This window comes from Streptomyces sp. NPDC057271, assembly GCF_042668715.1.
Lineage (GTDB): Bacteria > Actinomycetota > Actinomycetes > Streptomycetales > Streptomycetaceae > Streptomyces.
Genome location: NZ_JBHUYJ010000112.1, coordinates 1 through 26,406 on the forward strand (window position 1 = coordinate 1; position 26,406 = coordinate 26,406).

At 73.5% G+C, this 26,406-nt stretch carries 21 protein-coding genes and 1 pseudogene; 10 read left to right on the forward strand and 12 right to left on the reverse strand.

Features of this window, described 5'->3' with window-relative positions; genetic code table 11:
• The 5 genes and pseudogenes from ACFUJR_RS33150 to ACFUJR_RS33170 all read right to left on the reverse strand — a co-directional run.
• Positions 1-1,584 (reverse strand): annotated as a pseudogene (locus ACFUJR_RS33150) (hypothetical protein); the annotation flags it as partial.
• A gap of 44 nt (positions 1,585-1,628) precedes the next feature.
• Positions 1,629-2,573, reverse strand: coding sequence for a hypothetical protein (locus ACFUJR_RS33155; RefSeq protein ID WP_383168280.1), 945 nt, complete (start codon positions 2,571-2,573; stop codon positions 1,629-1,631).
• On the reverse strand, positions 2,570-2,938 hold the full coding sequence (locus ACFUJR_RS33160) for a hypothetical protein (protein WP_383168277.1): 369 nt from the start codon (positions 2,936-2,938) through the stop codon (positions 2,570-2,572). Before ACFUJR_RS33160 ends, ACFUJR_RS33155 begins: the two co-directional genes overlap by 4 nt.
• Entirely contained in the window at positions 2,935-4,461 is a 1,527-nt protein-coding gene (locus ACFUJR_RS33165) for a hypothetical protein (protein WP_383168274.1), read from the reverse strand. Before ACFUJR_RS33165 ends, ACFUJR_RS33160 begins: the two co-directional genes overlap by 4 nt.
• Positions 4,462-4,571: 110 nt before the next feature.
• On the reverse strand, positions 4,572-5,276 hold the full coding sequence (locus ACFUJR_RS33170; RefSeq protein WP_383168270.1) for a GntR family transcriptional regulator: 705 nt from the start codon (positions 5,274-5,276) through the stop codon (positions 4,572-4,574).
• A 172-nt stretch (positions 5,277-5,448) separates the two neighbouring features.
• Here ACFUJR_RS33170 and ACFUJR_RS33175 point away from each other — a divergent pair, with 172 nt between their 5' ends.
• The 4 genes from ACFUJR_RS33175 (at position 5,449) to ACFUJR_RS33190 (ending at position 9,131) form a co-directional block, all read left to right on the forward strand.
• Complete coding sequence (locus ACFUJR_RS33175) at positions 5,449-6,729, forward strand: MFS transporter (RefSeq protein WP_383168267.1); 1,281 nt, start codon at positions 5,449-5,451, stop codon at positions 6,727-6,729.
• 154 nt (positions 6,730-6,883) lie between these two features.
• Positions 6,884-7,648 (forward strand): LamB/YcsF family protein, encoded by a 765-nt coding sequence (locus ACFUJR_RS33180; RefSeq protein WP_383168264.1) that lies wholly within the window; start codon positions 6,884-6,886, stop codon positions 7,646-7,648.
• Entirely contained in the window at positions 7,645-8,271 is a 627-nt protein-coding gene (locus ACFUJR_RS33185) for an allophanate hydrolase subunit 1 (RefSeq protein ID WP_383168261.1), read from the forward strand. Before ACFUJR_RS33180 ends, ACFUJR_RS33185 begins: the two co-directional genes overlap by 4 nt.
• Complete coding sequence (locus ACFUJR_RS33190) at positions 8,268-9,131, forward strand: biotin-dependent carboxyltransferase family protein (RefSeq protein WP_383168258.1); 864 nt, start codon at positions 8,268-8,270, stop codon at positions 9,129-9,131. Before ACFUJR_RS33185 ends, ACFUJR_RS33190 begins: the two co-directional genes overlap by 4 nt.
• Before the next feature lie 107 nt (positions 9,132-9,238).
• Here ACFUJR_RS33190 and ACFUJR_RS33195 read toward each other — a convergent pair whose 3' ends face one another.
• The 6 genes from ACFUJR_RS33195 to ACFUJR_RS33220 form a co-directional block, all read right to left on the reverse strand.
• Positions 9,239-12,889, reverse strand: coding sequence for a hydantoinase B/oxoprolinase family protein (locus ACFUJR_RS33195; protein WP_383168255.1), 3,651 nt, complete (start codon positions 12,887-12,889; stop codon positions 9,239-9,241).
• Positions 12,886-13,863 (reverse strand): SGNH/GDSL hydrolase family protein, encoded by a 978-nt coding sequence (locus ACFUJR_RS33200; RefSeq protein ID WP_383168252.1) that lies wholly within the window; start codon positions 13,861-13,863, stop codon positions 12,886-12,888. The genes ACFUJR_RS33195 and ACFUJR_RS33200 overlap by 4 nt, the downstream gene beginning before the upstream one ends.
• A gap of 158 nt (positions 13,864-14,021) precedes the next feature.
• Positions 14,022-15,200, reverse strand: a complete 1,179-nt coding sequence (locus tag ACFUJR_RS33205) for a glycosyltransferase (RefSeq protein ID WP_383168249.1) — start codon at positions 15,198-15,200, stop codon at positions 14,022-14,024.
• Positions 15,197-16,324, reverse strand: coding sequence for a glycosyltransferase family 4 protein (locus ACFUJR_RS33210; RefSeq protein WP_383168246.1), 1,128 nt, complete (start codon positions 16,322-16,324; stop codon positions 15,197-15,199). Before ACFUJR_RS33210 ends, ACFUJR_RS33205 begins: the two co-directional genes overlap by 4 nt.
• A gap of 506 nt (positions 16,325-16,830) precedes the next feature.
• A complete protein-coding gene (locus ACFUJR_RS33215; RefSeq protein ID WP_383168243.1) occupies positions 16,831-18,246 on the reverse strand; it encodes a HEAT repeat domain-containing protein in 1,416 nt (471 codons plus the stop codon).
• A gap of 265 nt (positions 18,247-18,511) precedes the next feature.
• The gene (locus tag ACFUJR_RS33220; protein WP_383168240.1) at positions 18,512-18,904 is read right to left on the reverse strand and encodes an ankyrin repeat domain-containing protein; all 393 of its coding nucleotides are present in this window, start codon (positions 18,902-18,904) and stop codon (positions 18,512-18,514) included.
• 320 nt (positions 18,905-19,224) lie between these two features.
• Here ACFUJR_RS33220 and ACFUJR_RS33225 point away from each other — a divergent pair, with 320 nt between their 5' ends.
• Complete coding sequence (locus ACFUJR_RS33225) at positions 19,225-19,419, forward strand: hypothetical protein (protein WP_046907412.1); 195 nt, start codon at positions 19,225-19,227, stop codon at positions 19,417-19,419.
• A 37-nt stretch (positions 19,420-19,456) separates the two neighbouring features.
• Positions 19,457-21,118 (forward strand): hypothetical protein, encoded by a 1,662-nt coding sequence (locus ACFUJR_RS33230; protein ID WP_383168237.1) that lies wholly within the window; start codon positions 19,457-19,459, stop codon positions 21,116-21,118.
• 168 nt (positions 21,119-21,286) lie between these two features.
• On the opposite strand, the gene ACFUJR_RS33235 is transcribed toward ACFUJR_RS33230, so the two are convergent.
• The gene (locus ACFUJR_RS33235) at positions 21,287-22,786 is read right to left on the reverse strand and encodes a PLP-dependent aminotransferase family protein (protein WP_383168234.1); all 1,500 of its coding nucleotides are present in this window, start codon (positions 22,784-22,786) and stop codon (positions 21,287-21,289) included.
• Between the two features lie 101 nt (positions 22,787-22,887).
• On the opposite strand from ACFUJR_RS33235, the gene ACFUJR_RS33240 reads away from it, so the two are divergent.
• The 4 genes from ACFUJR_RS33240 (at position 22,888) to ACFUJR_RS33255 (ending at position 26,354) form a co-directional block, all read left to right on the forward strand.
• Entirely contained in the window at positions 22,888-23,568 is a 681-nt protein-coding gene (locus ACFUJR_RS33240) for a YitT family protein (RefSeq protein ID WP_383168231.1), read from the forward strand.
• Positions 23,565-24,329, forward strand: coding sequence for a glycerophosphodiester phosphodiesterase family protein (locus ACFUJR_RS33245; RefSeq protein WP_383168228.1), 765 nt, complete (start codon positions 23,565-23,567; stop codon positions 24,327-24,329). Before ACFUJR_RS33240 ends, ACFUJR_RS33245 begins: the two co-directional genes overlap by 4 nt.
• A 40-nt stretch (positions 24,330-24,369) precedes the next feature.
• On the forward strand, positions 24,370-25,725 hold the full coding sequence (locus tag ACFUJR_RS33250; protein ID WP_383168225.1) for an MFS transporter: 1,356 nt from the start codon (positions 24,370-24,372) through the stop codon (positions 25,723-25,725).
• A 254-nt stretch (positions 25,726-25,979) separates the two neighbouring features.
• Positions 25,980-26,354, forward strand: a complete 375-nt coding sequence (locus ACFUJR_RS33255) for an RNA polymerase-binding protein RbpA (protein WP_026278069.1) — start codon at positions 25,980-25,982, stop codon at positions 26,352-26,354.
• Positions 26,355-26,406: the final 52 nt, after the last annotated feature.

Below are 26,406 nucleotides of genomic sequence, written 5' to 3' on the forward strand. Positions count from 1 at the left end.
GTCCGGGGCGGTGTCGTCGAGCCAGCCGGCCCGTACCGCCTCGGCGGTCTCCTGCTCCACCTCGGCGAGGCGCTGGCGCAGGTGTCCGGCCTCGCTGCGGGCGCGCTGGGCCTCGGTGGCCGCGACGGTGGCGTCGCGGTGGGCGGTCTCGCCGGTCTCCTGGAGGGCCGCCGAGCGCTCCTCCTCCTCGGCGGCGTGGCGCTCGCCGTCCTCCGCGGCGGCGTGCAGGGCCCGTACGAGATCGGCGGCGGCCCTGGCACGGGCGGCGAGGGCGGGGGCGGCGTCGCGCTCGGCCTCGCGGATGGCGGCGGCCACGCGCGCGGAGCGGTCGCCCGCCGCCCGGTGGCGGAGCACGGCCTCGGCGGCCTGCCAGGCGGAGTGCAGCGTACGGGCGTCGGTGAGTTCGCGGCGCTGGGAGGCGGCGCCCTTCTCGGCGACGGTCAGGGCCAGGGAGGCGTGCCGGTAGGCCAGTTCGGCCGCGATGAGGGAGCTGCGGCCGCGGCCCGTCTCGGCCTCGGAGACGGCGTGGGCCGCCGACGTGACCTGCTGGGCGAGTTCGGCGGTGCGGGAGCGTTCCTCGGTGGCGCGGGCGGAGAGCCGACGGGCGAGCGTACGGGTGCGGCGTTCTGCCCCGGCGTGGATGTCACGCGCGCGTGCCCGCGTCTCGGCGGCCTCGACGATACGGCCGAGGAGGTCGACGGAACCGGCGGTGAAGTCGCGTTCCGCGGTGAGTTCGGCGCGCCGTCCGAGCTTGTTGCCGAAGCCGCTGACGAGGTCGGCGAGCCCGTCGGTGTCGCGGGTGTCGGTCACGGCCCGCAGGAGCAGGTCGGTGAAGTCGGAGTCCTTCTTCACCGCGAAGAGGCCGGCGGCCTCGCCCTCGTCGGCGTTCATCTCGCGCTGGTAGCGGAAGAGTTCGGGGTCGAGGCCCAGGTCGCCGAGGTGCTCGTTCCAGCGGTCGTGGATCTCCTCCCAGTAGACCTCCAGGTGCGGGTAAGCCTTGCCCGCGTCCGTGAGGGCGTCCCGGAAGCCCTTCATGGTCCGGCGGCGGCCCTGGGCACCGGACGCGCCCTCGACGGGCGGGCGGACGGACGTGGCCTCGGCGACGGGCAGGTTGTCGAGGCTCAGGCCGGGGCCGGGGCGGAAGGAGTACCAGGCCTCGGCGAACTTCCGCGGGTCGTTGGAGACCTGGCGTCCGCGCCATTCGCTGGCCTTGCCGACGACGACCAGCTCACCGGTGAGGGTGTGCTGCCACTCCAGGGCGACATGGCCGCAGTCGTCGGCGAGCAGGAACTTGCGCAGCACGCCGGAGCTGGCGCCGCCGAGGGTGTTGCGGTGGCCGGGGAGCATGACCGAGAAGATCAGCTTGAGCAGTACGGACTTGCCGCCGCCGTTCTCCAGGAAGAGCACGCCCGCGGGGGCGGGGCGGCGCGGTGGGCCGACCGGCTCCTCCTCGAAGAACTCCGCCTGGGTGGGGGCGGGGTGGGGCACGGGGGCGCCGACTCCGCGCAGGTCCAGGACGGTGTCGGCGTAACGCGCACCGGCGGGACCGATGGAGTAGAGGCGGACCCGGGACAACTCGTACATGGCGGCGGACTCTCGTCGACTGGTTCTGTGATTACGCGGGGCGGTTACGCATGGAACGGGAGGCCGGCGTCGGCGGCGAGTTCCAGGTCGTCGCCGTCGGGCGGCGGCAGGAGGGTGGCGGAGCCGTCGCTGACCGGGACGACGCCGAGGTCGAGCAGCTCGGCCATGGTGGCGCTCCCGGCCATGTCGCGGACCTGGAGCTGGTAGCGGGCGGTGGTGCGGTAGGCGCCGCCCGCGTCGTCGCCGGTGCGCTGCAGGAAGCCCGAGTCGGTGAGGAAGGCGACGGCCTTGCCGACGATGCCGGTGGTGGAGCTGGCGAGGCGGCGGGCGTCCTTGGTGGCTCCGGTGGAGCTGCGGCGGGCGTAGATCCGCCAGGCGGACTCCAGACCGGGGGTGTCGGAGGCGGGGTCGGTGTTCTCGCCCTGCTGCTCGGCGCGCTCTTCGAGGCGGCGGCAGGCCTGACGTACGAACGCGTCGACGCCGTTCACGGTGAGGCGGCCGATGTACCCGTCGTCGGCGAGGTCCTCGGGCCGGGGGAACGCCATGGCGGCGACGGCGAGGTGGGCGAGGCCGTGCAGGAAGCGGTCGGCGGAGTCGGTGGAGGCACGGCGGGCGTAGTCGCCCATGCGGACGGCGAAGACGGAGTCCTCGCCGGCGGTGACGGCCATGCCCGCACGTGGGGAGACCTCCAGGACGACGAGTCCGAGTCCGGTCGCGACGGCGTCGGCGAGGCGCGCGAAGGCGGGGTCCTCGCGGTAGCGCCGGAGCAGCTCGGTGTACTCGGCGTCCCGGGCGGGCAGCAGCTTGGGCTGTAGTCCGAACGACACGAGCCGCGCGGCGTCGGCCGCGTCGGCGGGGGTGACGGGCGCGGCGGCGGTGTGCGGTGCGGCGGCATGGTGCGGTACGGCGGCAGGGTGCGGTGCGGCGGCGGTGTGCGGGGGCTCCGGCTCGCTCCACGCGTCGGCGTGCTCGGCGTGGTGTTCGCTCACGGCTGGGGCTCCTCGGGAGGGCTGGTGGTCGGTGGTGCGGTGGGTTCGGGGCGGGGCACCGGGAGGCGGACGGGCGTCACGCTCACGGCGCGCCGCCGGGGCGGGGTGTGGGCGCCGGGCTCGGGCGCGCGGGCCGGGGTCAGCCGGACGGCGCGCACGTACGGGGCGGGGCTCCGCCGGGCGGGCGCGGGCGGACGCGCCGCCGTGGCCGGGGCGGGGCCCGCGTCGACGGACCCCTCCGCGGGCGTTTCCACCACCGCGGGCCCCTCCGCCGTGGGCACGTCCTCGGAGCGCACCGGTGGGACCGGCAGCGGCTCGGACGTCGCGTCCGGCATGGCGCCGGGCGTCGCCTGGTCGGTGGTCATGAGGCCTCCGTGCGGTCAGCTGCCATGCCCAGCGCATCCAGGAGCGCTGTGCCCACTATCAGATCGGCGCCGCCGAACTCCGGGTCGTCGAGCTGCGTACCGTCGTCGACGGCGAAGAGCAGGCGCTCCTCGCCCTGGCGGTACGCCGTGCCGACCGGGGGGCTCGCCGCGTGCACGGCGAGCAGGGCGACCAGGTAGGGAAGTTCGGGGTCGCGCAGGCGGGCCTCGGCGAGCAGGCCGGAGAGCCGGCGCGGGGCGTCGTGCTCCAGGTCGAGCAGCTCCATCGCGCTCGCCAGCTGCTCCTCGCTGAAGCGGCTGTCGTCGGGCGTGGCGATCAGGTCCGGCTCGGGCATCTCCGCGCCGAGGTGCTCGCGCTCGACGGGCGGGGTGAGGAGCATCTCGACGAGGTCGCCGACGCGCACGGAGCCCGGGGTGCGCAGCCCCGTGCCCCGCGCGAAGAACGCGTCCGTGACCTTGATCGCCTGCTCGACGGGGAGCGGCAGGATCGGCGCGACCAGCTGCCCGTACAGGTCTATGCCGGTGTACGAGGTGGGGGCGGCGAAGGCCTGCCGGTCCTGCTCCGCGCGGAAGAGGGGGCCCGCCTCCAGGAGGCGGGACTGGAGCTGGGTGTGGCGGCGGATGCAGTCCTTGACGATGTCGACGAGCTCGGCGGCGCGGCGCTTGTGCTCCGGGTCCTCGGCCTCGTCACGGGCCTTGCGGATGTTGGTGAGGATCGCGTTCTCGTGGCGGTAGCGGTCGGCGACGTGGTCGAGCGCCTCGGCGATCATGTCCGGAACGGCCTGCAGCCAGTCCACCGCGCGGACGTTGCGCCGGGTCGCCTCCAGAGTCTTGCGGAGGGTCTCGGCGTACTGCACGGTCCGGTACCGCGCCTGCTCGGCGGCGAGCTGGGCGTCGGCGAGCCTGCCGCGGCTGATCAGGACCTCCAGCTTGACCTCGGCGGCGATCTGGGCGCTGGTGACATCGGTGTCGAGGGCGCCGACCAGGACGTTGACCGCTTCGTCCGTGGTACGGAGGTAGACCCCGCCGCCGTAGCCGGGGACCTCTTCGATCAGCTTGAAGTCGTAGTCACGGCGGGTGTAGACGCCGTCGGCGCCGAACGTGCCGTACACGGCTCGGAAGCCGCGGTCCACGCTGCCGACGTTGATCAGGTTCTCCAGGACCCAGCGAGCCACGCGCTCGTGCTCGGCGGCGGGGCGGACGGGGGCCTGGGCGGCGACGCGGGGCAGGAGGCGGGCGACGATCTGCTCGTGGTCGGCGCCCGTGTCGAAGTCCATGTTGAGTGTGACGAGGTCGATGGCGGCGAGGGCGACCTCGGCCATCGCGTAGACCGAGTACTCGCCGGCCAGGTTCGCCTTGCGCGTGTCCAGGTCGTGCAGCGGGGCGGTGCACGCGAGCGCGCGAAGCCGCCGCGCGAGCCCTTCGTCGGCGGCCGGACCCTGCGCGGGCCGCGGCCCCGCGCTGAGCTGGGGCGGAACGAAGTCCGTCGAGGCAGGCGAAGTCACGGTGCACAGATTAGGTCCTCGAACTGACAACGGTCGAAACGGCGCAGATGCGACCCCGCCGCGTGAGGGGACGTGGTAGCACGGCGGCGGCCCGCGTCGGCGCGGGCGGCTCAGTCCCCGGGGGCCTCCGGCTGCTCGACCGCCTTCGCGTACACCTCGACGATCCGGGTGCGGGAGTCGTCGAGATAGCGGGCCAGCAGTCGTTCCGCCGTCGCGCGTTCACCGGCGAGCAGTGCGTCCAGAATTTCCTGATTTCGTACGAGATAAGGTTCATGGAGGCTCCGCGGGTCGTCCACGGTGTGGAAGGCGAGGCGGAGTTCCGCGAGGACGCCCCGCATCAGTTCGTCCGTGCGCGCGCTGCCGGCCAGGGCGACCAGTTCGCGGTGGAAGTGGATGTTGGCGGTGGAGACGCCCTTCCAGTCCTCCGTGCGCGCCGCCTCCACGCCCTCCTCGACCGCGGCGGCGAGACCGTCCAGGGCGAACGGCGGCTGCCCGAGGCCCCGGACGACGGCGCATTCGACGAGGCGGCGGGTGCGGTAGATGTCGGCGACGTCCTCGACGGCCAGCACCCGGACGAAGACGCCGCGGTTCAGCTCGTGGACGAGCAGCCGCTCATGGGTGAGCAGGCGGAACGCCTCACGCAGTGTGTTCCGGGACACCCCGAGCGCGCCGCCGATGCTGTCCTCGGAGAGCCGGGTGCCGGGCGGGAAGAAGCCCTCGGCGATCCGGGTCCGCAGGATGTCCGCCACCCGTTCCGCCGTGCTGGTCCGTCCGAGCAGTGCCCGGTCGTCCGCGAGTTCGCCGATTCCGCCCACCGCGCCCCGATCCTTTCGTCGTCCGCGGCCGAGTCAATACCAGGTCCTGGGCGGACACAAGAACATGACGACATACCTCTTGTCGGATCGTTGAACGATCCTCTACGTTGACGGCACCGCACGGTCCTCCAGTACGTCACTCAGCACGCCTCCTCCCCTCTGCGAGGTGCACATGAGCACGGCACAGACCAAGCAGCAGACCCGGGGCGAACGGCCCGACGACACAGGCGCGTTCGCCTGGCTGCGCGCCCTCGGGCCGCGCGGCCGGCGCGCCTTCGGCGGCGCGTTCGGCGGATACGCCCTGGATTCCTACGACTTCTTCACCCTGCCCCTCTCGATGGTGGCCATCGCCGCCTACTTCAGCCTCGACAAGGGCCAGACCGGTCTGCTGACCACGGTCACCCTGGTCGTCTCGGCGATCGGGGGCGCGCTGGCCGGCATCCTGGCCGACCGCATCGGGCGTGTGAAGGCGCTGATGATCACCGTGGCCACCTACGCGCTCTTCACCGTCCTGTGCGGCTTCGCGCCCAACTACGAGACCTTGATGCTCTTCCGTGCCCTCCAGGGCCTGGGCTTCGGCGGCGAGTGGGCGGTCGGCGCGATCCTGGTCGCCGAGTACGCCTCGGCCAAGCACCGGGGCCGTACCCTCGGCGGCATCCAGAGCGCGTGGGCGGCCGGCTGGGCGCTCGCGGTGATCGTGTACACCCTCGTCTTCGCGTTCGTCGACGCCGACCTGGCCTGGCGGGTCATGTTCTGGACGGGCGCCCTGCCCGCGCTGCTCGTCGTCTACGTCCGGCGGAACGTCGAGGACGCCCCACAGGCCGCCGAGATCCGGCGCACCGCCACCGAACGCGGTTCCTTCACCGCCATCTTCAAGCCGTCCCTGCTGCGTACGACGCTCTTCGCGGTGCTCCTCTCGACCGGCGTGCAGGGCGGCTACTACACCCTCGCCACCTGGGTCCCGACCTTCCTGAAGACCGAGCGGGGCCTGACGGTCGTGGGCACCGGCGGCTATCTGACGTTCCTGATCTCCGGAGCCTTCATCGGCTATCTGACCGGGGGCTATCTCACGGACCTTCTCGGCAGGAAGAAGAACATCGCGCTCTTCGCCGCCCTGTCGGCGCTCTCCGTCCTCGCCTACACGAACATCCCGTCCGGAGCGAACACGCTCCTCCTCGTGCTCGGCTTCCCCCTCGGCTTCTGCATGTCGGCCATCTTCAGCGGGTTCGGCTCCTTCCTCGCCGAGCTGTACCCGACGGCAGTACGGGGAACGGGGCAGGGCTTCACGTACAACACCGGCCGCGCGGTGGGCGCGGTCTTCCCGACCCTGGTGGGCTTCCTCGCCGAGAGCTGGGGCGTCGGCGGCGCGCTGGTCTTCGGGGCCATCGGCTACGGCCTCGCGGTCCTCGCCCTGCTCGGCCTGCCGGAGACCCGCGGAAGGGAACTCGCATGACAAGGACGGCGGTTCACGGCCCGGGGACGGCACGCGCGCGTGCACGGGCGGGATGTACCTCCCCACGGCCGGCTGGGCACCCGGCCACACACAGGCCCACCCCGTCTCGGTGCCCGCACCGCACGCACGGCCGTACGACCGGAAGGAAGGGACCATGACGGGGGCCTCGATCGACCTCAACGCCGACCTCGGAGAGGGCTTCGGCCGCTGGACGCTCACCGACGACGAGGAGCTGCTCTCCGTCGTCACCAGCGCCAACGTGGCCTGCGGCTTCCACGCCGGGGACGCGGTCACCATGCGCCGGGTCTGCGAACTCGCCGCCGCGCGGGGCGTACGGATCGGGGCCCAGGTCTCGTACCGCGATCTGGCCGGCTTCGGGCGCCGCTCGATGGACGTCCCGGCGGACGAGCTGGCGGCCGAGGTCGCGTACCAGATCGGCGCGCTCGACGTCTTCGCCCGGGCCGCCGGCTCGCGGGTCTCGTACGTCAAACCCCACGGCGCGCTCTACAACCGGGTGGTCCGCGACGAGGAGCAGGCGGCGGCGGTCGTCGACGGTGTGCTTCTCGCGGGCGGCGGGCTGCCGGTGCTCGGTCTGCCGGGCTCCCGGCTCCACGGGGCCGCGGAGAAGGCGGGGCTGCCGGTGGTCGCCGAGGCCTTCGGCGACCGGGCGTACACGGCGGACGGCTCCCTGCTGCCACGGGGGCAGGAGGGAGCCGTCGTCACCGACCCGGCGGAGGTCGTCGAACGCTCGGTGTCCATGGCCCGGTTCGGGGTCGTGACCGCGTACTGCGGGACGTCGGTCGCCGTGCGGGCGCGCTCGCTCTGCCTGCACGGGGACACCCCGGGCGCGGTGGGTCTCGCCCGGCGGGTGCGCACCGAGCTGGAGGCGAGCGGCGTCGGGGTGGAGGCGTTCGCGTGAAGGCGCGGCGGGTGTTCCGGGTGGGCGAGCGGGCGCTGCTCGTCGAGTTGGGGAGCGGCACGGAGACGGAGGCGTTCCACGCCGAGCTGTTGCGCCGTCGCGCGGGCGGTGTGCTGCCGCCCGTACGGGAGATCGTGCCGGCGGCGCGGACGGTCCTGCTCGACGGGGTCGACGCTCCGGACCTCCTTGCGGGCCAGTTGCGGGAGTGGACGATTCCGCCGCTCCACGCGCGCGTGGAGCGGGCCGTCGAGGTCCCGGTCCGCTACGACGGTCCTGATCTGGCCGAGGTGGCCGCGCTGTGGGGGGTGTCCGTGGAGACAGCGGTACGGATCCACTCGGCGTGCGAGTTCCGGGTCGCGTTCTGCGGGTTCGCCCCCGGCTTCGGCTATCTGACCGGTCTCGGCGACCCGTACCAGGTGCCGCGCCGGGCCACCCCGCGTACCTCCGTCCCGGCCGGTTCCGTCGCGCTCGCGGGGCCGTACACGGGCGTGTATCCACGCTCCTCCCCCGGTGGCTGGCAGTTGATCGGCTCCACGGACGCGGTCCTGTGGGACGCGGGGCGCGAGCCCGCCGCGCTCCTGACGCCCGGTGCCCGGGTGCGTTTCGTGGTGGAGCGCCGGTGACCGATCGTGCTTTCGCCGTCGTACGGTCCGGAGCGCTGGCCACCGTGCAGGACCTCGGGCGGACCGGGTACGCGCATCTGGGCGTACCCCGCTCCGGGGCGCTGGATCCGGGCGCGGCGCGGCTGGTGAACCGGCTGGTGGGCAATCCGGAGGACGCGGCGGTCCTGGAGACCACGGTCGACGGGTGTGCGGTGCGGCCCCGGTGCGCGGTCACGGCCGCCGTGGGCGGCGCGCCGTGCCCGGTCACCGTCGACGGACGGCCGGTCGCCTGGGGCACGGCGGTCCGGGTGCCGGCGGGCGCCCTCCTCGACATCGGCCGCGCCGTCCGTGGTCTGCGGTCGTACGTGGGGTTCGGCGGAGGGATCCGGGTCGAACCCGTCCTCGGCAGCCGCTCCACCGACCTGCTGTCCGGGCTCGGCCCGGCGCCGCTGGCGGACGGGGCCGTGCTGCCGCTGGGAGCGGAATCGGCCGTACGGGGGTCGGTCGACGCTCCTCCGTGGCCGGGTCCGCCGGACGAACTCGTCCTGCGGGTCCGGCTGGGGCCGCGCGACGACTGGTTCACCCGTGGGGCGCTCCGCACCCTGGCCACGCGCGCGTACCGGGTGTCCGCCGCCTCCAACCGGATCGGCCTGCGCACCGAGGGACCGCCTCTGGAGCGGTCGATCACCGCCGAACTCCCCAGCGAGGGCATGGTTCTGGGCGCGGTGCAGGTGCCTCCGGACGGCCGTCCCGTGGTCTTCCTCGCGGACCATCCGACGACCGGCGGCTACCCGGTGGTCGCGGTGGCCCGGGAGGCCGACCTCGCCGCTGCCGCGCAGGCGGCTCCGGGGACTGTGGTGCGCTTCGTGCCGACGGGCTGAATCCCTTGCGCGACTCCCCTGCGCCGAAGGCGACGGACTCCGTCCGCCCAGCCGGCTCTGGGCGTCTGAGGCGTCCGGCGCTTCCGCGCCTGTCCGACGGCGAGTCGTCAGCGTGGTGGGCCGTAGCCTCCGCCGCCGGGGGTGCGGAGGATCAGGACGTCGTCCGGGCCTACGTCGGTGGTGTCGATTCCGGCGAGGTGTTCGACGGTGCCGTCGGCGCGTTCGACGAGGTTCTCGCCGCGTGTGCCCGGCTCTCCGCCGGCCATGCCGTACGGCGGGATCCGGCGGTGGCCCGTCAGCAGGGCGACCGTCATCGGTTCGAGGAAGCGGATCCGGCGTTCGACACCCTGCCCTCCGTGCCACCGGCCGCGCCCGCCGCTGTCCTTCCGTAGCGCGAAGGAGTCCACCCGGACCGGGTAGCGCCACTCCAGGATCTCGGGGTCCGTGAGCCGGGAGTTGGTCATGTGGGTCTGGACGGCGTCGGCGCCCTCGAAGCCGTCGCCCGCGCCCGAGCCGCTCGCCACGGTCTCGTAGTACTGCACGCGCGCGTTGCCGAACGTGACGTTGTTCATCGTGCCCGAGCCCTCGGCCTGGACGCCCAGGGCAGCGTAGAGGGCGCCGGTGACCGCCTGGGAGGTCTCCACGTTCCCGGCGACGGTCGCGGCCGGGTAGGAGGGCGCGAGCATGCAGCCGGCCGGTACTTGGACCTCCAGGGGCTCCAGACAGCCGCTGTTGAGCGGGATGTCGTCGTCCACGAGGGTACGGAAGACGTACAGAACCGCGGCCGTCACGACGGAGGTGGGGGCGTTGGCGTTGCCCTCCTGCTGCGGCGAGGTGCCGGTGAAGTCGAGGACGGCGGAGCGCCGTTCGCGGTCGACGCGGACCGCCACCTGGATGACGGCGCCGGTGTCGGTCTCGTAGCGGTACGAGCCGTCCCGCAGACCGGCCACGATCCGCCGTACGGACTCCTCGGCGTTGGCGCGCACGTGCCGCATGTAGGCGTGAACGACGTCCAGGCCGAACTGGTCGACCATTCTGCGCAGTTCCTCGATGCCCTTCTCGTTGGCGGCGATCTGGGCGCGGAGGTCGGCGAGGTTGGTGTCCGGGTCGCGGGAGGGGTGCGGGGCCCCGGTGAGGAGCGCCCTGGTCTCCTCCTCGCGCAGCCGCCCGTCCCGTACGAGCAGCCAGTTGTCGAAGAGGACGCCTTCCTCGTCGACGGTCCGGCTGAAGGCCGGCATGGAGCCGGGGGTGATGCCGCCGATCTCCGCGTGGTGGCCGCGCGAGGCGACGAGGAAGAGCAGCCGGTCGCCGGATTCGGCGAAGACCGGGGTCACCACGGTCACGTCCGGCAGGTGGGTGCCGCCGTGGTACGGGTCGTTGATCGCGTAGACGTCGCCGGGGCGCAGGGAGTCGCCGCCGCGCCGAAGGACCTCCTTGATGGACTCGCCCATGGAGCCGAGGTGTACGGGGATGTGGGGTGCGTTGGCGATGAGGTTGCCCTCGGGGTCGAACAGTGCGCAGGAGAAGTCGAGTCGCTCCTTGATGTTGACGGAGTGGGCGGTGTTCTCCAGTCGTACGCCCATCTGCTCGGCGATCGCCATGAAGAGGTTGTTGAAGACCTCCAGGAGGACCGGGTCGACGTCCGTGCCGACCGCCACGCGCGCGGGACGGGGGGTCGCGCGGGTGAGGACGAGGTGTCCGCCGTCGCCGGCCGTGGCCTGCCAGCCCGGGTCGACGACGGTGGTGGCATCGGCCTCGGCGAGGATCGCGGGTCCCGTGACGGTGTCGCCCGGGCGCAGGTCGTCGCGGCGGTGGAGCGGGGTGTCTGCGCCGACACGGCCGCTGTGCATCCGTACGGTCGCCCGGGGCGCGGGCTCCGCGGACCGCCCGCTGTGCGTCCGTACGGACGCCCGGGGCGCGGGCTCCGCGGACCGTTCCCCGGCGCGCTCCGCCGTTTCGACGGCCACGGGGCCGTGCGGCCCGGCGAGTCCCACGGCCTCGACGGAGACGGCCTCGACGACCAGGGGCCGGTCCATGGTGAAGGCGTACCGCGCGCGGTGGACGGCCGTGAACGCAGCGCGCATCTCCTCCGCCGGGGCGAGGCCGACCTGAAGGCTCGCGTCGGTTCCGGCGTAGCGCAGCAGCACGCGCGCGTGGGTGGTGATCGCGGAGTCGGGCAGCCCGTCGGCGCGCAGCTCCTGCGTCGTGCGCTCGGCGAGTTCGTCGCAGAGTCCCGTCACGCGCGCGTACGTCCCCTCCGCGTCGAGTTCGGCCTCGACCGACTGCTCACGCATGGCCGTGGCATCGGCGAGCCCGATGCCGTACGCGGAGAGGACGCCGGCCAGCGGTGGTACGAGGACGGTGTCGACGCCCAGGGCGTCGGCGACGGCGCAGGCGTGCTGGCCGCCCGCGCCGCCGAAGCTGGTGAGGGCGTAGCGGGTGACGTCGTGGCCGCGCTGGACGGAGATCTTCTTGACCGCGTTGGCCATGTTGAGGACGGCGATCTCCAGGAAACCCGCGGCCACTTCCTCGGGGGTGCGGCCGCCTCCGATCTCCCGGGCGAGGGCGGTGAACTTCTCTCGTACGACGGTGTCGTCCAGCGGCTGGTCGCCGTCGGGTCCGAAGACGGCGGGGAAGTGGGCGGGCTGGACGCGGCCGAGCATCACGTTGGCGTCGGTGACGGTGAGCGGGCCGCCGCGGCGGTAGCAGGCGGGGCCGGGGACGGCGCCCGCGGAGTCGGGGCCGACCCGGTAGCGCTGCCCGTCGTAGTGCAGGACGGAGCCTCCGCCCGCGGCGACGGTGTGGATGTTCATCATCGGCGCGCGCATCCGTACACCGGCGACCTGTGTACCCAGTTCACGCTCGAACTCGCCCGCGTAGTGCGACACATCGGTGGACGTGCCGCCCATGTCGAAGCCGATGACCCGGTCGAACCCCGCCTGTCCGGCCGTGCGGGCCATGCCGACGACGCCGCCGGCGGGGCCGGACAGGACGGCGTCCTTGCCCCGGAAGTGTGCGGCCTCGCGCAGGCCGCCGTTGGACTGCATGAACATCAGCCGGATTCCGGCGAGTTCGCGGGCCACCTCGTCGACGTAGCGGCGCAGGATCGGCGAGAGGTAGGCGTCGACGACGGTGGTGTCGCCGCGGGGCACGAGCTTGATGAGCGGGCTGACCTCGTGGGAGCAGCTGACCTGGGTGAAGCCGAGGGCGCGGGCGCGGTCGGCGATCCGGCGCTCGTGTTCGGGACTGCGGTAGCCGTGCATGAGGACGACGGCGGCGGAGCGGTAGCCGTCGCGGTGGGCGGACCGCAGCTCCTGGGCGACGGCGTCCTCGTCGACCGGCCGCACCACCCGGCCCTGGGCGTCGACCCGCTCGGGGACCTCGACGACGCGCTCGTAGACGGCCTCGGGGAGCACGATGTGGCGGTCGAAGAGGCGAGGCCGGTTCTGGTAGGCGATCCGCAGGGCATCGCGGAAGCCCTCGGTGACGAGGAGGACCGTCGGCTCGCCGCGCCGCTCCAGGAGTGCGTTGGTGGCGACGGTCGTGCCCATCTTCACGACGGCGACCCGGTCGGCGGGCACCGGCTCGTCGGGGCCGAGCCCGAGGAGGAGGCGGATTCCGGCGACGGCCGCGTCGCGCGGGTGGGCGGGGTCGTGGGAGAGGATCTTGCGGGTGACCAGCCGCCCGTCGGGCCGCCGGCCCACGACGTCGGTGAACGTGCCGCCACGGTCGATCCAGAACTCCCAGCGCTCTGTCATTCCCCCATTGTGGCCACCGGCGGGGCCAGGGACACCGCCGCGAGCGCGGCGGCCAGGGCGTGTTCGGCCCGCCGGTCGAGCCGGGCGTCGGTGCCGCCCGCCCGGTGCCGCAGCTCGGAGCCCGCCAGGTGCAGCAGCTGGGGCAGGAGGTCGTGGCAGCGTCGCATCACCCATCCGGTGCCGGCGGTGGCGAGCCAGACCAGCGCCTCCGTACGGGTGGGCGGCGGCTGTTCGGGGTCGGGCGAGGGCGCCGTGCCGTGGGCGAGGCCCCGGGCGGAGAGCAGCGCGTGGAACCGCGCGGCGATCGCCCGGTGGCCGCGTTCGCAGGGGTGGAGCCGGTCGGCGCTCCACAGCGCACGGTCGTCGGTCCAAGTGCGGTCGGCGAGATGGAGGTGGACGGCGTCGTAGCGGGCGGAGAGCGCGTGGACGAGGGTGTTGACGGCCTTCTGACGCCGTGCGAGCGGGCGGGCGAGCGGCGGGGGGAGGCCGAGCATCCGGCCGGGGTCTGGCAGGCAGGCGGTGAGGAGTACGGCCCCGCTCGCGGTGAGGTCCGCGCACACCCGGTCGAGCCGGCGGGCGAGCTGTTCGATGTCGAAGGTACGGCGCAGGGTGTCGTTGACGCCGACGACGACGGAGGCGAGGTGGGGGCGGAACGCCACGGCCTCGGGTGCCTGCCGTTCGGCGACCTCCCTGCTCTGGGCGCCGCTGATCGCGAGGTTACGGAATTCGAGGTGCTGCCCGGGTCCCGCGAGCCCGGCGGCGAGCAGCGCGGCCCAGCCGCGCCAGGTGCCGTCGACGCGGTCGCCGACGCCCTCGCTGAGGGAGTCCCCGAGCACGGCGAAGCGGAGCGGTGCGGGCGGCACGAGAGTGGCGGTCGACGCGGACGTCACGGGATGGGCACAGGCTTCGCGACGGGGGGCGGGGATGACGTCCATGCGCGTGTCGCCGGTCTGGGACGGGACGGCGGTGCCCACCTCGACGATCGGATCCGATGTCCGGGCGATGGGATCTCCTGCCCGGGAGGATGGATCCGATGCCCGGGAGGATGGATCCGATGTCCGAGCGATGGGATCCCCTGCCAGGGAGGATGGATCCGGTATCCAGGCGACGGGATCCGATGTCCGGGCGGTCGTCATGTCCGCACCCCCTGCGGCGCCACGCGGATCGTGGTCTGCGCCGCGTCGTGGGCGTCGAGGAACGCGGCGATGGAGCGGTCCCAGCCGAAGAGTTCGGCACGCGCGCGTGCCGCCGCGCGACGGGGCGGCTCCGGGCGGTCGAGCACCTTACGGACGGCTTCCGCGAAGGAGGCCGCGTCGTCCGTGGCGCAGGCACCCGCGTCGCCGATGACCTCGGGGAGCGCGGAGGAGGCGCTCGCGACGACGGGGGTCCCGCAGGCGAGGGCTTCCAGGGCCGAGAGACCGAACGTTTCGGCAGGCCCGGGGGCCAGGCAGAGGTCGGCGGAGGCCTGGAGGTCGGCCAGGGTCTCGCGGTCGTCGACGTGCCCCAGGAAGCGCACCGGAAGTCGCTCCTCCCGCGCCCGCCGCTCCAGAGCGCCCCGCAGCGGACCCTCACCCGCCACGGCGAGCGCAGCGCGCACCCCCTGGCCGCGCAGGTGCGCGAGGGCGTCCAGGGCGGTTCCGGGCCTCTTCTCCACGGAGAGCCGCGAGCACATCAGCAGCAGCACCCGCTCGCCGTCCGCGTGCCTGGCCCGCAGAACGGTGCTGCGCCGCCCCGGCCGGCAACGGTCCAGGTCCACGCCGAGCGGCGCGCGCAGCACGTTGCGGGCCCCGATCCGTACGAACTCCCGCTCCGCCCATTCGGTCGTGCAGACGATCCGCGAATACCCCCACGCCGTACGGCGGTTGAGCCGGTCGGCGGCGCGGGCCGCGGCGGCCGGGGGCACGCCCCAGGTCCGCAGGACGCCGTCGGCCGTCTCGTGGGAGACCATCACCGAGGGCACCCTGGCGCGTCGCGCCCACTCCCCCGTCCAGCGCAGGGTCGTGCGGTCGGAGACCTCGATGCGGTCCGGGGCGAGCTCCTCCAGGATCCGGCGGACGCGGCGCCGGTCGGCGAGGACGCGGTAGCCGCCGGTGGCGGGGAGCACGGGTCCGGGGAGGGTGATGATCCGCCCCTGATCGGTGATCCGGTCGCTCTCCACGTCTCCGGGGACGATCAGGACGGGCTCGTGCCCGGCGGCGAGGTAGCCGCGGCCGAGCTGTTCGAGGGCGGTGCGCAGGCCCCCCGAGGTGGGGGTGACGAAGTTGGCGAGCCGCACGATGCGCAGCGGCCGGGGTATCGCGGGGCCTCTCATGCCGCCACCGCCGTCCGCTCGCGCAGGACCTCCAGGTAGTGGCCGATCAGCTCGTCGCCCACGGCCTCCCAGGTCCGGCCCTCGACGGCCGCCCGGCCCGCCCGCCCGTAGACGGCCCGCAGGACCGGCGCCTCGGCGAGCGAGGTGACGGCGTCCCGTAGCGCGGTGGTGTCGTCCGGCGGGACGAGGAGACCGGTCCGGCGGTGGTCGACGAGGTCCAGCGGCCCGCCGGCGGCCGGGGCGACGACCGGGACGCCGCTCGCCATCGCCTCCTGCACCGTCTGGCAGAAGGTCTCGTACGGGCCGGTGTGCGCGAACACGTCCAGCGAGGCGAAGATCCGCGCCAGCTCGTCACCCGTGCGACGGCCGAGGAAGCGGGCGTCTGGCAGGGCGGCGCGCAGCGCGGGCTCGCTGGGGCCGTCGCCGACGACCACGACCCGTACGCCGGGCAGTCCGCACACACCGGAGAGCAGCTCGACCCGCTTCTCCGGGGCGAGGCGGCCGATGTAGCCGACGATGAGTTCGCCGTCGGGAGCGAGTTCGCGGCGCAGGCCGTCGTCGCGCAGGTCGGGGCGGAAACGGACGGTGTCGACGCCTCGCCCCCAGAGCCGGATGCGGCCTATGCCGTGCGTCTCCAGGTCACGCGCGGCGGCGGTGGACGGCGCGAGGGTGCGGTCGGCGGCGCCGTGGACGGCCCGCAGTCTGCGCCAGGCGGCGCCTTCCCCGGTGCCGACGTAGGTGCGGGCGTAGCCGGCGAGGTCGGTCTGGTAGACGGCGACGGCGGGCAGTCCGAGGCGGGTCGCGGCCGCCATGCCGCGTACGCCGAGCACGAAGGGGCCGGCCAGGTGGACGACGTCGGCCCGATGGGCGGCGACGGCCGTGGCGAGGCGGCGGCTGGGGAGGGCGACGCGCACCTGGGGGTAGCCGGGCAGGGGCAGGGACGGTACGCGCACGACCTGGCAGGGCGCGTCGGCGTCCGGGGTGTCGGTGGATCCGGCGACGGCCGGGGCGATGACGAGCGGGTCATGACCACGGCGGACGAGGTGGCGCGCGGTCTGCTGGGCGCAGTGCGCCACACCATTGACATCGGGTGGGAAGGATTCGGTGACGATGACGACACGCATACCGGTGTTGTCGTCGCGCCCGGCGTGTTCCCGCCGACATGCATCTGGACGCCCGGGGAACGTCCCATGAGCGTTTGCCCCTCGGGCCGGGCGGCGCCGGACGCGCGTCGCGCAGGCGCCTGGTCCATCCCCGGGGACGGTACCGCCGCGGGGCACCCGCGTGGCCTGCGTACCCGGCCGGGCGAGCCGTCGCCCACCCCCGCAGGCCCGGGGTCTGGGCCCGAGCCCGGGGCGCCACACGTCAGGGCGCCGAGGCCGAGGCCGGACGGACCCGAGGCCGGGGGCGGGGCCGGGCCCGGGGCGGGCCTGCGGCCGGGCTCGGGCCCGGGTCGGACCCGCCGCTGGGTGGCGCGAACTCTGGCCCGGGGTCGGATGGAACCAAGGCCGGGGGCGCGCCCGGGCCGGACCCTGGGCCCCGGCGTCGGACCCGCGGTCGGAGAGCCGCGCCCCGGCGTCGGACCCGCGGTCGGGCGCGAGGGGTCGGGCCCGACGGGGCGGGCCCGGGGTCAGACCTGAAGGTCCGGGCCTATCCGGTTACGGACCGCCGTCTGGACCTCGGCCTCCTCGGCCGGGTCGACGGCGAGCCGCCGCAGTCGTTCCGCGACACGGACGTCGCCGGTCTCGGCGTGCAGCGCGGCGACTTCGCGCGTGGTCTCCTCGCAGTCCCAGAGGCATTCGACGGCGAAGCCCGTCGGGAACGTCGGGTCGGTGGCCGCGAGGGCGCGGGCGGTTCGGCCTCGGAGCTGGGAGGAGGCGGTCTCCCGGTAGACGTGGCGCAGCACGGGGGCGGCGCAGGCGATGCCGAGGCGCCCGGCGCCGTCGACCAGGGTGTAGAGGGCGGTCGCGTCGGGACCCGCGGACCGCACGGTCTCACGCAGGGCTCCGAGGACGAGCGTGGCGTCCTTGGCGCCACCCCGGCAGGCGAGGACGCCCGCGGCGGCGGTGCCGAGCGCGTCGGGCCGGTGGACCCAGCCGCGCGCACGGTCGACGGCGGCCTCGCCGCACATCCGCTCGAAGGCGGCGACGGCGGCCTCGGCGACGGTACGGGAGTCGCTGTCGGCCGCTGCCTCGATGAGGTCGAGGACGGCGGGATCGCGTGACTCGGCGAGGTAGTGCAGGGCGGCGCAGCGCGCCCCGTCGGGTCCGCAGCGGGCGGCCTCGACGATCAGCGGCCGGTCCTCGGGTCCCGCGACGGCGGTGAGACAGCGGGCGGCGGGCCCGTGCAGCACGGCGCCGCGCTCCAGACCCTCCTGGGCCCAGTCGAAGACCGCCTGGACGCTCCAGCCGGGGCGGGGCCCGCTCGGCCGCATCTGGCGCTGCCAGCGGTCGAAGGAGCCTCGCTCCTGGGCTGCCCTGACCCGGGCGCCCACGGCCTCGCGCCGGTCCTCGGCCCACAGCCGCCACGGACGGGGCTCGAAGGCGTCCCGTACGGCGCTCGACAGGTCGGCGTCGCCCTCCGGGCCGGCCGGGAAGCGGGCGAGGACGGGCAGGGCGAGCGAGCGAAGGCCCGCGTCGTCGTCACGCAGGGCCAGCTCGTCGAGGGCCCACGCCCAGTTGGTGCCGGTCGCGGCGTACCGCCGCAGCAGCACCAGGGCGTCCTGGCGGCCGTAGGAGGCGAGGTGCCCGAGGACGGCGAGCGCGAGCCCGGTCCGGTTCTCCCCGGTGTCGAAGTGGTCCTCGGCGCCGAAGAGGTGGGCCTCGATCTCCTCGAGCCCGCCGGCGAGGTCGAGGTAGAGCCGTGCGTAGTAGAGCGACCGGTTCTCGACCTGCCAGTCGTGGCGGGGGTCGCTGAGAACGCAGTGGTTCAGGGCCGCGAGGGCCTCGGCACGGGGGGCGGCGAGCGCGTGCAGGGTGCCGTCGCCGCGGCCCCTCTGCAGCAGGCCGAGCAGGGTGCCGCTCGGCGCTATGACTGGATCGAACATGGAAGACGCCTCACATCAAGCTGTCGACACGACCGGAAGTACGGGGCACTGGTGATCGCCTAGGCCGCGCAGCAACATGTCGAGCCGCCCGTCGTCCTTCGCTTGGTGTTGACCATCTTCCTCTGCCTCTCGTCGGTGGCCCCTTGCGGGCCCGACGTCATGATGACCCAGCCATTTCGCCACCGCGACCACATTTACGACACCGCTCTCACCTGGGGTTCAGTGCCCGTTCACCCGGATCTCGCCCCCGATCTTCACCGGGACCTCACCGGGCGCCGAACAGCTCCAGGAGTTCTGCCTTCCCAAACATCCGAGCAGTATCCACGGCGGACGGAGTCCCCGCTTCCGGATTTGCGCCGCCGGCGAGCAGCGCGCGGACGACGGCGTCCTCGCCCTTGAAGACCGCGCCCGCGAGCGGAGTCTGTCCGCGGTCGTTGGCGCGGTCGCCGTCGGCACCCCGCGCCAGCAGGGCGGTGACCGCGTCGGCGTGCCCGTGGTAGGCGGCGAGCATGACGAGCGAGTCGCCCCTGTCGTTGGTGAGGTTCGCGGGGACGCCCGCGTCCAGGTAGGCGGCCAGCGTCTCCGCGTCCCCTGTGCGCGCCAGGTCGAAGACCTTGCTCGCCAGCTCGACGACCTCGGGGTCCGGAGTCTCGCTCATCGGATGTTCCCGCCTCTCTCTCCACGGAACCGTGACGCCCGCACGGCATCCGCCGCCGTACGAGTGAATCGACAGGGTACTGCCCGTCCGGCGACATGACGCGGGGCGTCCACGGCAAAGATCACCGCAGCTCATCCGGGGCGCGAGCGCCTCCCGTGCTAGCGCGCTCCGCGCGTTTCGCCACCCGGGCGAGACCTCCACATCCGCCAGTCAAGTGAAATCGCCCGACATTCACCCATATGCACCTTTAATCGCATAGATACTTGCTGTGAACCTGGAAGGACTCATGGTGACTGTCCCCTCAACCAGGAGAACACCTCATGATCCTGTCCATCTCAGGCGTGGTCCTGCTCGGCATCATCTGCTTCCTGTTCTTCAAGAAGGACGGGATGAAGGCGTCCCACGCCCTCGTCAGCGCGCTGTTCGGCTTCTACCTCGCGGGCACCGCCATCGCCCCGAGCATCACAGCAGGCGGCCAGAGCCTCGCCAGCCTCTTGGGCGGGATCAAGTTCTGACGCCCGACAGTCCCTTCCACAACTCCAGGAGTACGACGTGGCCCGGCGACCACTCCCCCGCATTCTGAGCAGCGGCAGCGACCGGATCGCTCGCAGTCGAGAGATCGCGCGCACGGCCGCCGACAGCGCCACCGATGTGCTCCATCCGCTGATCACGATCACTCGTGGTCTGCGGAGGCTGGCCGCGACCGCGCGTGCCAGGTGGGCCGCGACCCCCAAGGAGCGGCGCGGTCCCACGCTGCTCCTGGTCGCGGCCTGCGTCCTCGTCGTCGCGCTCGTCCCCTACGGTCCGCTGCTCGCCCTCGTCACGGTGATGGGGGCGGCCGCGTGGACGGGCCGTGAGCGCCCGGTCGTCAAGACCGGGCCCGACGACTCGGAGATCGAACGCCTCAAGGGCCTCTACGAGGCCCTTGTGCCCTACTTCTCGGTCCCCGAGGACCCCGCTCCCCTCTTCGCCCACGGTGGCGACTGGAGCCGCGCCTTCGGCGACCACGCCTTCGACGAGAGCGGGCGCCTGACGCGCCTGCGGATCAAGTACCCCGCGTACTTCACCGACGGCGAGGCCGCCTCGCGCGCCCGGATCGAGCAGCTGTTGCATGCCAAGTCGGGGCGCGGCCGCGAGTACCGCTTCGACTGGGACGAGGAGGGCAACCAGCTCGTCATGAGCGTGCTGTCCGCCCTGCCCACGACGATCGCAGCCCAGCGGTTCGTCACCGTGCCCGGCGAGACCGTGCTCGGCTTCACCGATGCCGACGCCGTGCAGCGGACGGTGCCGGTCGTCGCGTCCGACGGGGAGGAGGACGCGCCCTCCGTCATCTGGCGGACGGGCCCGCGCTCCACCGAGCCGCACCTGCTCGCCGTCGGCCAGCCCGGCAGCGGCACGACCTCGCTGCTGCGCTCGATCGCCCTGCAGGCCCTGCCGCACGGCGACGTCCTGATCGTGGAGGGCAGCGGCACCGGCGAGTACGCATGTCTGACCGGCCGCGCCGGTGTCCTGGCCGTCGAGTGCGGCCTCGCGGGCGCACTGGCGAGCCTGGAGTGGGCGGCGCACGAGACGGAGCGGCGGCTCATCGCGGCGAACCGGGCCCGTCAGGCTGGCCGTCCCGCCCCCGACGACACCCGGCGCCCGCTGTGGATCCTGCTCGACCGGCCGAGCATCCTCGGTCACCTGGCGGCGGCCGACGGGCGGCGCGACCCCCAGGAGCTCCTCCAGGTGCCGCTGCGGCACGGACGGGCCGCGCAGGTCACGGTGGTGGTGGCGGAGCAGTTCGACAGCGTGGACACGCTGAGCGAGACGGTACGGACGCACACACGCGCCCGGGTCGTGCTCGGCCCCGCCTCGCCCGACCAGATCGAGTGGGTCCTCGGTGCCGCGCCCCACACCACCCCGGTCCCGGTCGTCCCTCCGGGCCGTGGCTACGCCCGCCTCGGTACGGGGCCGGTCCTGCGCCTTCAAGTGCCGGCCACGCCGGACCCGTACGACGACGCGACGAGCGAGTCGCACCGCCAGGCCGTCCTGGCGCTCCTGCCGGAACGACAGGACGCGACGACGACGGCGGTCCCGGCGGCCCCCGGATCGGCTCCGGACCCGGACCCGGGGCCCGCCCTGGACCTCGGCCCGGCGCCTGCGCCCGGTCCTTCGCCCTCTCCGGACCCCGGTCCGCCGCCACGCCACGCCCCGGTCCCGGCCGAGGGCTGACCGCGCCACCACCCCGCGCCCCGCCCCGCCCCCCGAAGCATCCGAAGGCACAACGCCCCGGGGGGGTAGGAGCGCTGGTCAGCGGAACGCGTCCGCGGGGACGCCGTCCCGTTGTTCCCGCCCGTTCCGCCCCGGCAGAACGGGCGCCCACAACGCGCGCGTCACGCCCTACGCCACGAAGGACCGGGGCTGTTCGTTGCCCGTCCCCGCACCCGACTCCACCAGCCGGGCCGCGGCCGCCAGACGGGACGCCGCCTCCTCGGCGACCGGGCCGCCGACGGTGAACGGCAGCCGTACGTACCCCTCGAAGGCGCCGTCGACACCGAACCGCGGCCCCGAGGGCACCCGGACACCCACGCGCTCGCCGACCTCCGCGAGCCGCGAGCCGGAGAGCCCGCCCGTGCGGACCCAGAGCGTCAGGCCGCCGGCCGGGACGTCGAACTCCCACTCCGGCAACTGCGCCCGCACGGCCGCGACCAGCGCGTCACGGTTCTCACGCGCCTGCGTGCGACGGATGGTGACCGCCTGCTCCCAGCCGCCCGTCCGCATCAGCCAGTTGACGCCGAGCTGCTCCAGGACCGGGGTCCCGAGGTCCGCGTAGGCCCGAGCGGCCACCAGTGAGCGGATCACGTCGGGAGCGGCCCGGACCCAGCCGATCCGCATGCCCGCCCAGAACGCCTTGCTCGCGGAGCCGACCGTCAGCACGGTCGCGCCTGCCGGGTCGAAGGCACAGACCGGCCGGGGCATCTGCGCACGGTCGTCCAGGTACAGCTCGGACATCGTCTCGTCGACGACGAGCACCGTGCCCGCCGAGCGGGCCGCGTCCACCAACTGCCGCCGCTGGTCCTCGTCGGCCAGCGCGCCGGTCGGGTTGTGGAAGTCGGCCACGACGTACGCGAGACGGGGGGCCGCGTCCCGCAGCACCTGACGCCAGCGGTTCAGGTCCCAGCCGGCCAGCCCCTCGGCCATGGCCACCGGGACGAGCCGGGCGCCGGCCTCCCGCATGAGCTGGAGGATGTTCGCGTACGACGGCGACTCGACGGCGATCCGCTCGCCGCGCCCGGCGAAGAGGTGGCAGATGGCGTCGATCGCGCCCATCGCGCCGGTGGTGACCATGATCTGCTCGGGCATGGTCGGGATGCCGCGCTCGGTGTACCGGTCGGCGAGCATCTGCCGCAGCGCGGGCAGCCCCGCCGGGTAGTCGCCGTGCGTGTGGGCGTACGGCGCCAGTTCCTCCAGCGCGCCCTGGACGCTCCGGGTGAGCCAGGGCTCGGGCGCGGGCAGCGCCGCGCAGCCGAGGTCGATCATCGAGCCGAGCGACTCCGGCGGCAGCGGTTCGAGGCCGCGCGCGGGCAGCGGGTTCCCGGCCGGTACGGCGGTCCAGCTGCCGGCCCCGCGCCGGGACTCCAGAAACCCTTCGGCGCGCAGCGCCTCGTACGCGGCCGCCACCGTCGTACGACTCACGGTCAGCGCGACCGCGAGCTCGCGCTCGGCGGGCAGCCGGGCCGCGACCGGCACCCGGCCCTCCAGGACGAGGAGCCGGATCCCGTCGGCCAGCGCGCGGTAGGCGGGCGGCTTGCGCGTGCCCGGCCCGGCCGGGCGGGGCTGCTGCGCCTGGAGCTGTCGAGCGAGCTGAGTCGCCCCGACCGCAGAGGTCCACTGAGCCATGGAACTCAGTCCACCTTCCTCGAATTGGCCATGGTTGGCGTCCGATCCCCCGCCACAGAGTGTCATGAGTCAGTCCACCACCACCACACAGGGGGCACCACTTGTCCATCGCCTCCGGCCTCCGCGGCCGGCTCACCGGCCGTCATGTGCCCCGCCGGCTCTCGCAGCTGTACATCGGACTGGCGCTGTACGGGATCAGCTCGGCGCTCCTGGTGCGCGGCGGCCTCGGCCTGGAGCCCTGGGGCGTCCTCCATCAGGGCCTGGCCGAGCGGACCGGACTGACCATCGGGGTCGTCTCGATCATCGTCGGGGCGGCCGTGCTGCTGCTCTGGATCCCGATCCGGCAGAAGCCCGGCCTCGGCACCGTGTCGAACGTCTTCGTCATCGGTGTGGCCATGGACGGGACCCTCGCGCTGGCCCCGGAGTTCGACGGGCTCGCCCCGCGGATCGCCCTTCTCGTCCTCGGCATCGTCCTCAACGGGGCGGCGACCGGGCTGTACATCGCCGCCCGCTTCGGCCCGGGGCCGCGCGACGGACTGATGACCGGACTGCACCGGCTCACCGGCCGTTCGATCCGCTCGGTGCGCACGGCGATCGAGGTCGCCGTCGTCGTCACCGGCTTCCTGCTCGGCGGCTCGGTCGGCGCCGGCACGATCCTCTACGCCCTCGCCATCGGCCCGCTCGCCCAGTTCTTCCTGCGCCGCTTCGCCGTCCCCGAGCAGGACACGTGCAGCACCGTGGTCGCCTCCGGGACACCGAAACAGGCCATACTGCGGCCGTGACTCGCGTACGCCACCCCTACCTGGACCATCCGTCCCCCATCCCGTTCGCCCATCGCGGCGGCACGGCGGACGGCCTCGAGAACACCGCGGCGGCGTTCCGCCGGGCCGCGGCGGCCGGATACCGCTACTTCGAGACCGATGTGCACACCACCGCGGACGGTGCCCTCGTCGCCTTCCACGACTCGACGCTCGACCGCGTGACGGACACCGCCGGGCGGATCCGCGACCTCCCGTGGGCCGCCGTCCGCGAGGCGCGCGTGGCCGGGAAGGAGCCGCTGCCGCTCTTCGAGGAACTCCTCGAGGAGTTCCCCGAGGCCCGCTGGAACGTGGACCTCAAGGCCGAGTCCTCCCTGGTCCCGCTGGTCGAACTGATCCGCAGGACCGGGGCGTGGGACCGGATCTGCGTCGGCTCCTTCACCGAGAGCCGGGTGGCCCGGGCGCAGCGCCTGGCCGGACCGCGGCTCGCGACCTCGTACGGCGTCAAGGGCATCGCCGGGCTGCGCCTGCGCTCCCTCGGCATCCCGGCGGCGCTCCGCGCGGGCGCGGTCGCCGCGCAGGTCCCGGAGCGCCAGGGCGGTATCACGGTCGTGGACCGCCGTTTCGTGCGCGAGGCCCACGCCCGAGGGCTCCAGGTCCACGTGTGGACGGTCAACGAGCCGGAGCGCATGAACTCTCTCCTGGACCTGGGAGTGGATGGCATCATGACCGATCATCTGGAGACGTTGCGTGCAGTGATGACCGACCGGGGCGTGTGGGTCTGAGCGCGCGTCCACCACGGGGACGAACGAGGGGGCCGCGGTCTTGACTGCAGACACCACAGAGCCGGAGCGGTCCGCCGCCGATCCGGCCGAACGCAGACGCGAGCAGCGCGGCTGGTACTTCTACGACTTCGCCTGCTCGGTCTACTCGACGAGCGTGGTCACGGTCTTCCTCGGCCCCTATCTGACGGCGGTCGCCGAGTCGGCGGCGGACGGGGACGGCTTCGTCCACCCACTGGGCATACCGGTGCGGGCCGGCTCGCTGTTCGCGTACTCCGTCTCGGCCTCGATCCTGCTGGCGGTCGTGGTGATGCCGCTGGTGGGCGCGGTGGCGGACCGTACAGGCCGCAAGAAGCCGTTGCTCGCCGCCGCCGCGTACACCGGCGCGGCCGCAACGCTGGGCATGTTCTTCCTGAGCGGCGACCGCTATCTGCTGGGCGCCTTCCTGCTCATCGTGGCGAACGCCTCACTCGCGGTCTCGATGGTGCTCTACAACGCCTATCTGCCGCAGATCGCCGAGCCGGACGAGCGGGACGCGGTCTCCTCACGCGGCTGGGCGTTCGGCTACACCTCGGGGGCGCTCGTCCTGGTGCTCAACCTCGTCCTGTACTCGGGCCACGAGTCGTTCGGGCTCTCCGAGGGGGCGGCGGTGCGGATCTGCCTGGCCTCGGCCGGACTCTGGTGGGGCGCCTTCACTCTCGTGCCGCTGCGGCGGCTGCGCGACCGGCACGTCCAGCCGCAGGGCGAGGGGACGGTCGGCGGAGGCTGGCGGCAGCTGGTGGCGACGCTGAAGGACATGCGCCGGTATCCGCTGACGCTGTCCTTCCTCCTCGCCTACCTCGTCTACAACGACGGGGTGCAGACCGTGATCTCCCAGGCGTCGATCTACGGTTCCAAGGAACTGGGCCTCGACCAGACGACGCTGATCACCGCGGTGCTGCTGGTCCAGGTGCTCGCGGTCGCGGGCGCCCTCGGCATGGGGCGGCTGGCCCGTTCGTACGGTGCCAAGCGCACGATCCTGGGATCGCTGGCGATCTGGACGCTGATCCTGGGCGCGGGGTACTTCCTGCCTGCCGGCGCGCCGGTGGCGTTCTTCTGTCTGGCGGCGGCGATCGGTCTGGTGCTCGGCGGGAGCCAGGCGCTGTCCCGGTCGCTGTTCTCACATCTCGTCCCGCGGGGCAAGGAGGCGGAGTACTTCTCGGCCTACGAGATGAGCGACCGCGGCCTGAGCTGGCTGGGCCCATTGGTGTTCGGACTCGCGTATCAGCTGACCGGGAGCTACCGAGATGCCATCATCTCCCTGGTGATCTTCTTCGCGGCCGGTTTTCTCCTGCTCGCGCGGGTACCGGTACGCCGTGCCGTGGCCGCCGCGGGCAACCCGGTTCCGGAGCGGATTTAGACGCGGAAGTGAAAGGCCGGTAGTGTACGCCTTTGGCCTGCCAGGCGGACCGTTACTGCGTGCTGCTTTGGTGAAGACGCTGGGTGACATCTGCTGTCAGATGTGACAAACCGGGCACTGGTGGGTAGAACAAGGGCGGCACGACGGGCGACGCATGACCCGGAACGGGAATCTTTACCGCCGACCGGACGTTGACCGGATGACGACGACAGCGACACCTGTCCTGTGGGCGACAAGCCCGGGAGGCACGATTCATGAGTGAGCGAGCTCTTCGCGGCACGCGCCTCGTGGTGACCAGCTACGAGACCGACCGCGGCATCGATCTGGCCCCGCGCCAGGCCGTGGAGTACGCATGCGAGAAGGGCCATCGTTTTGAGATGCCCTTCTCGGTGGAAGCGGAAATTCCGCCGGAGTGGGAGTGCAAGGTCTGCGGCAGCCAGGCACTCCTGGTGGACGGGGACGGCCCCGAGGAGAAGAAGGGCAAGCCGGCGCGTACGCACTGGGACATGCTCATGGAGCGGCGCACCCGCGAGGAACTGGAGGAGGTCCTGGCCGAGAGGCTGGCGGTCCTTCGCTCCGGCGCCATGAACATCGCCGTGCATCCGCGCGACAGCCGGAAGTCCGCCTGACGGACGGCACGGCCTGAGCAACGCCGCGGGGCCCGGTACACCTTGTGTGTAC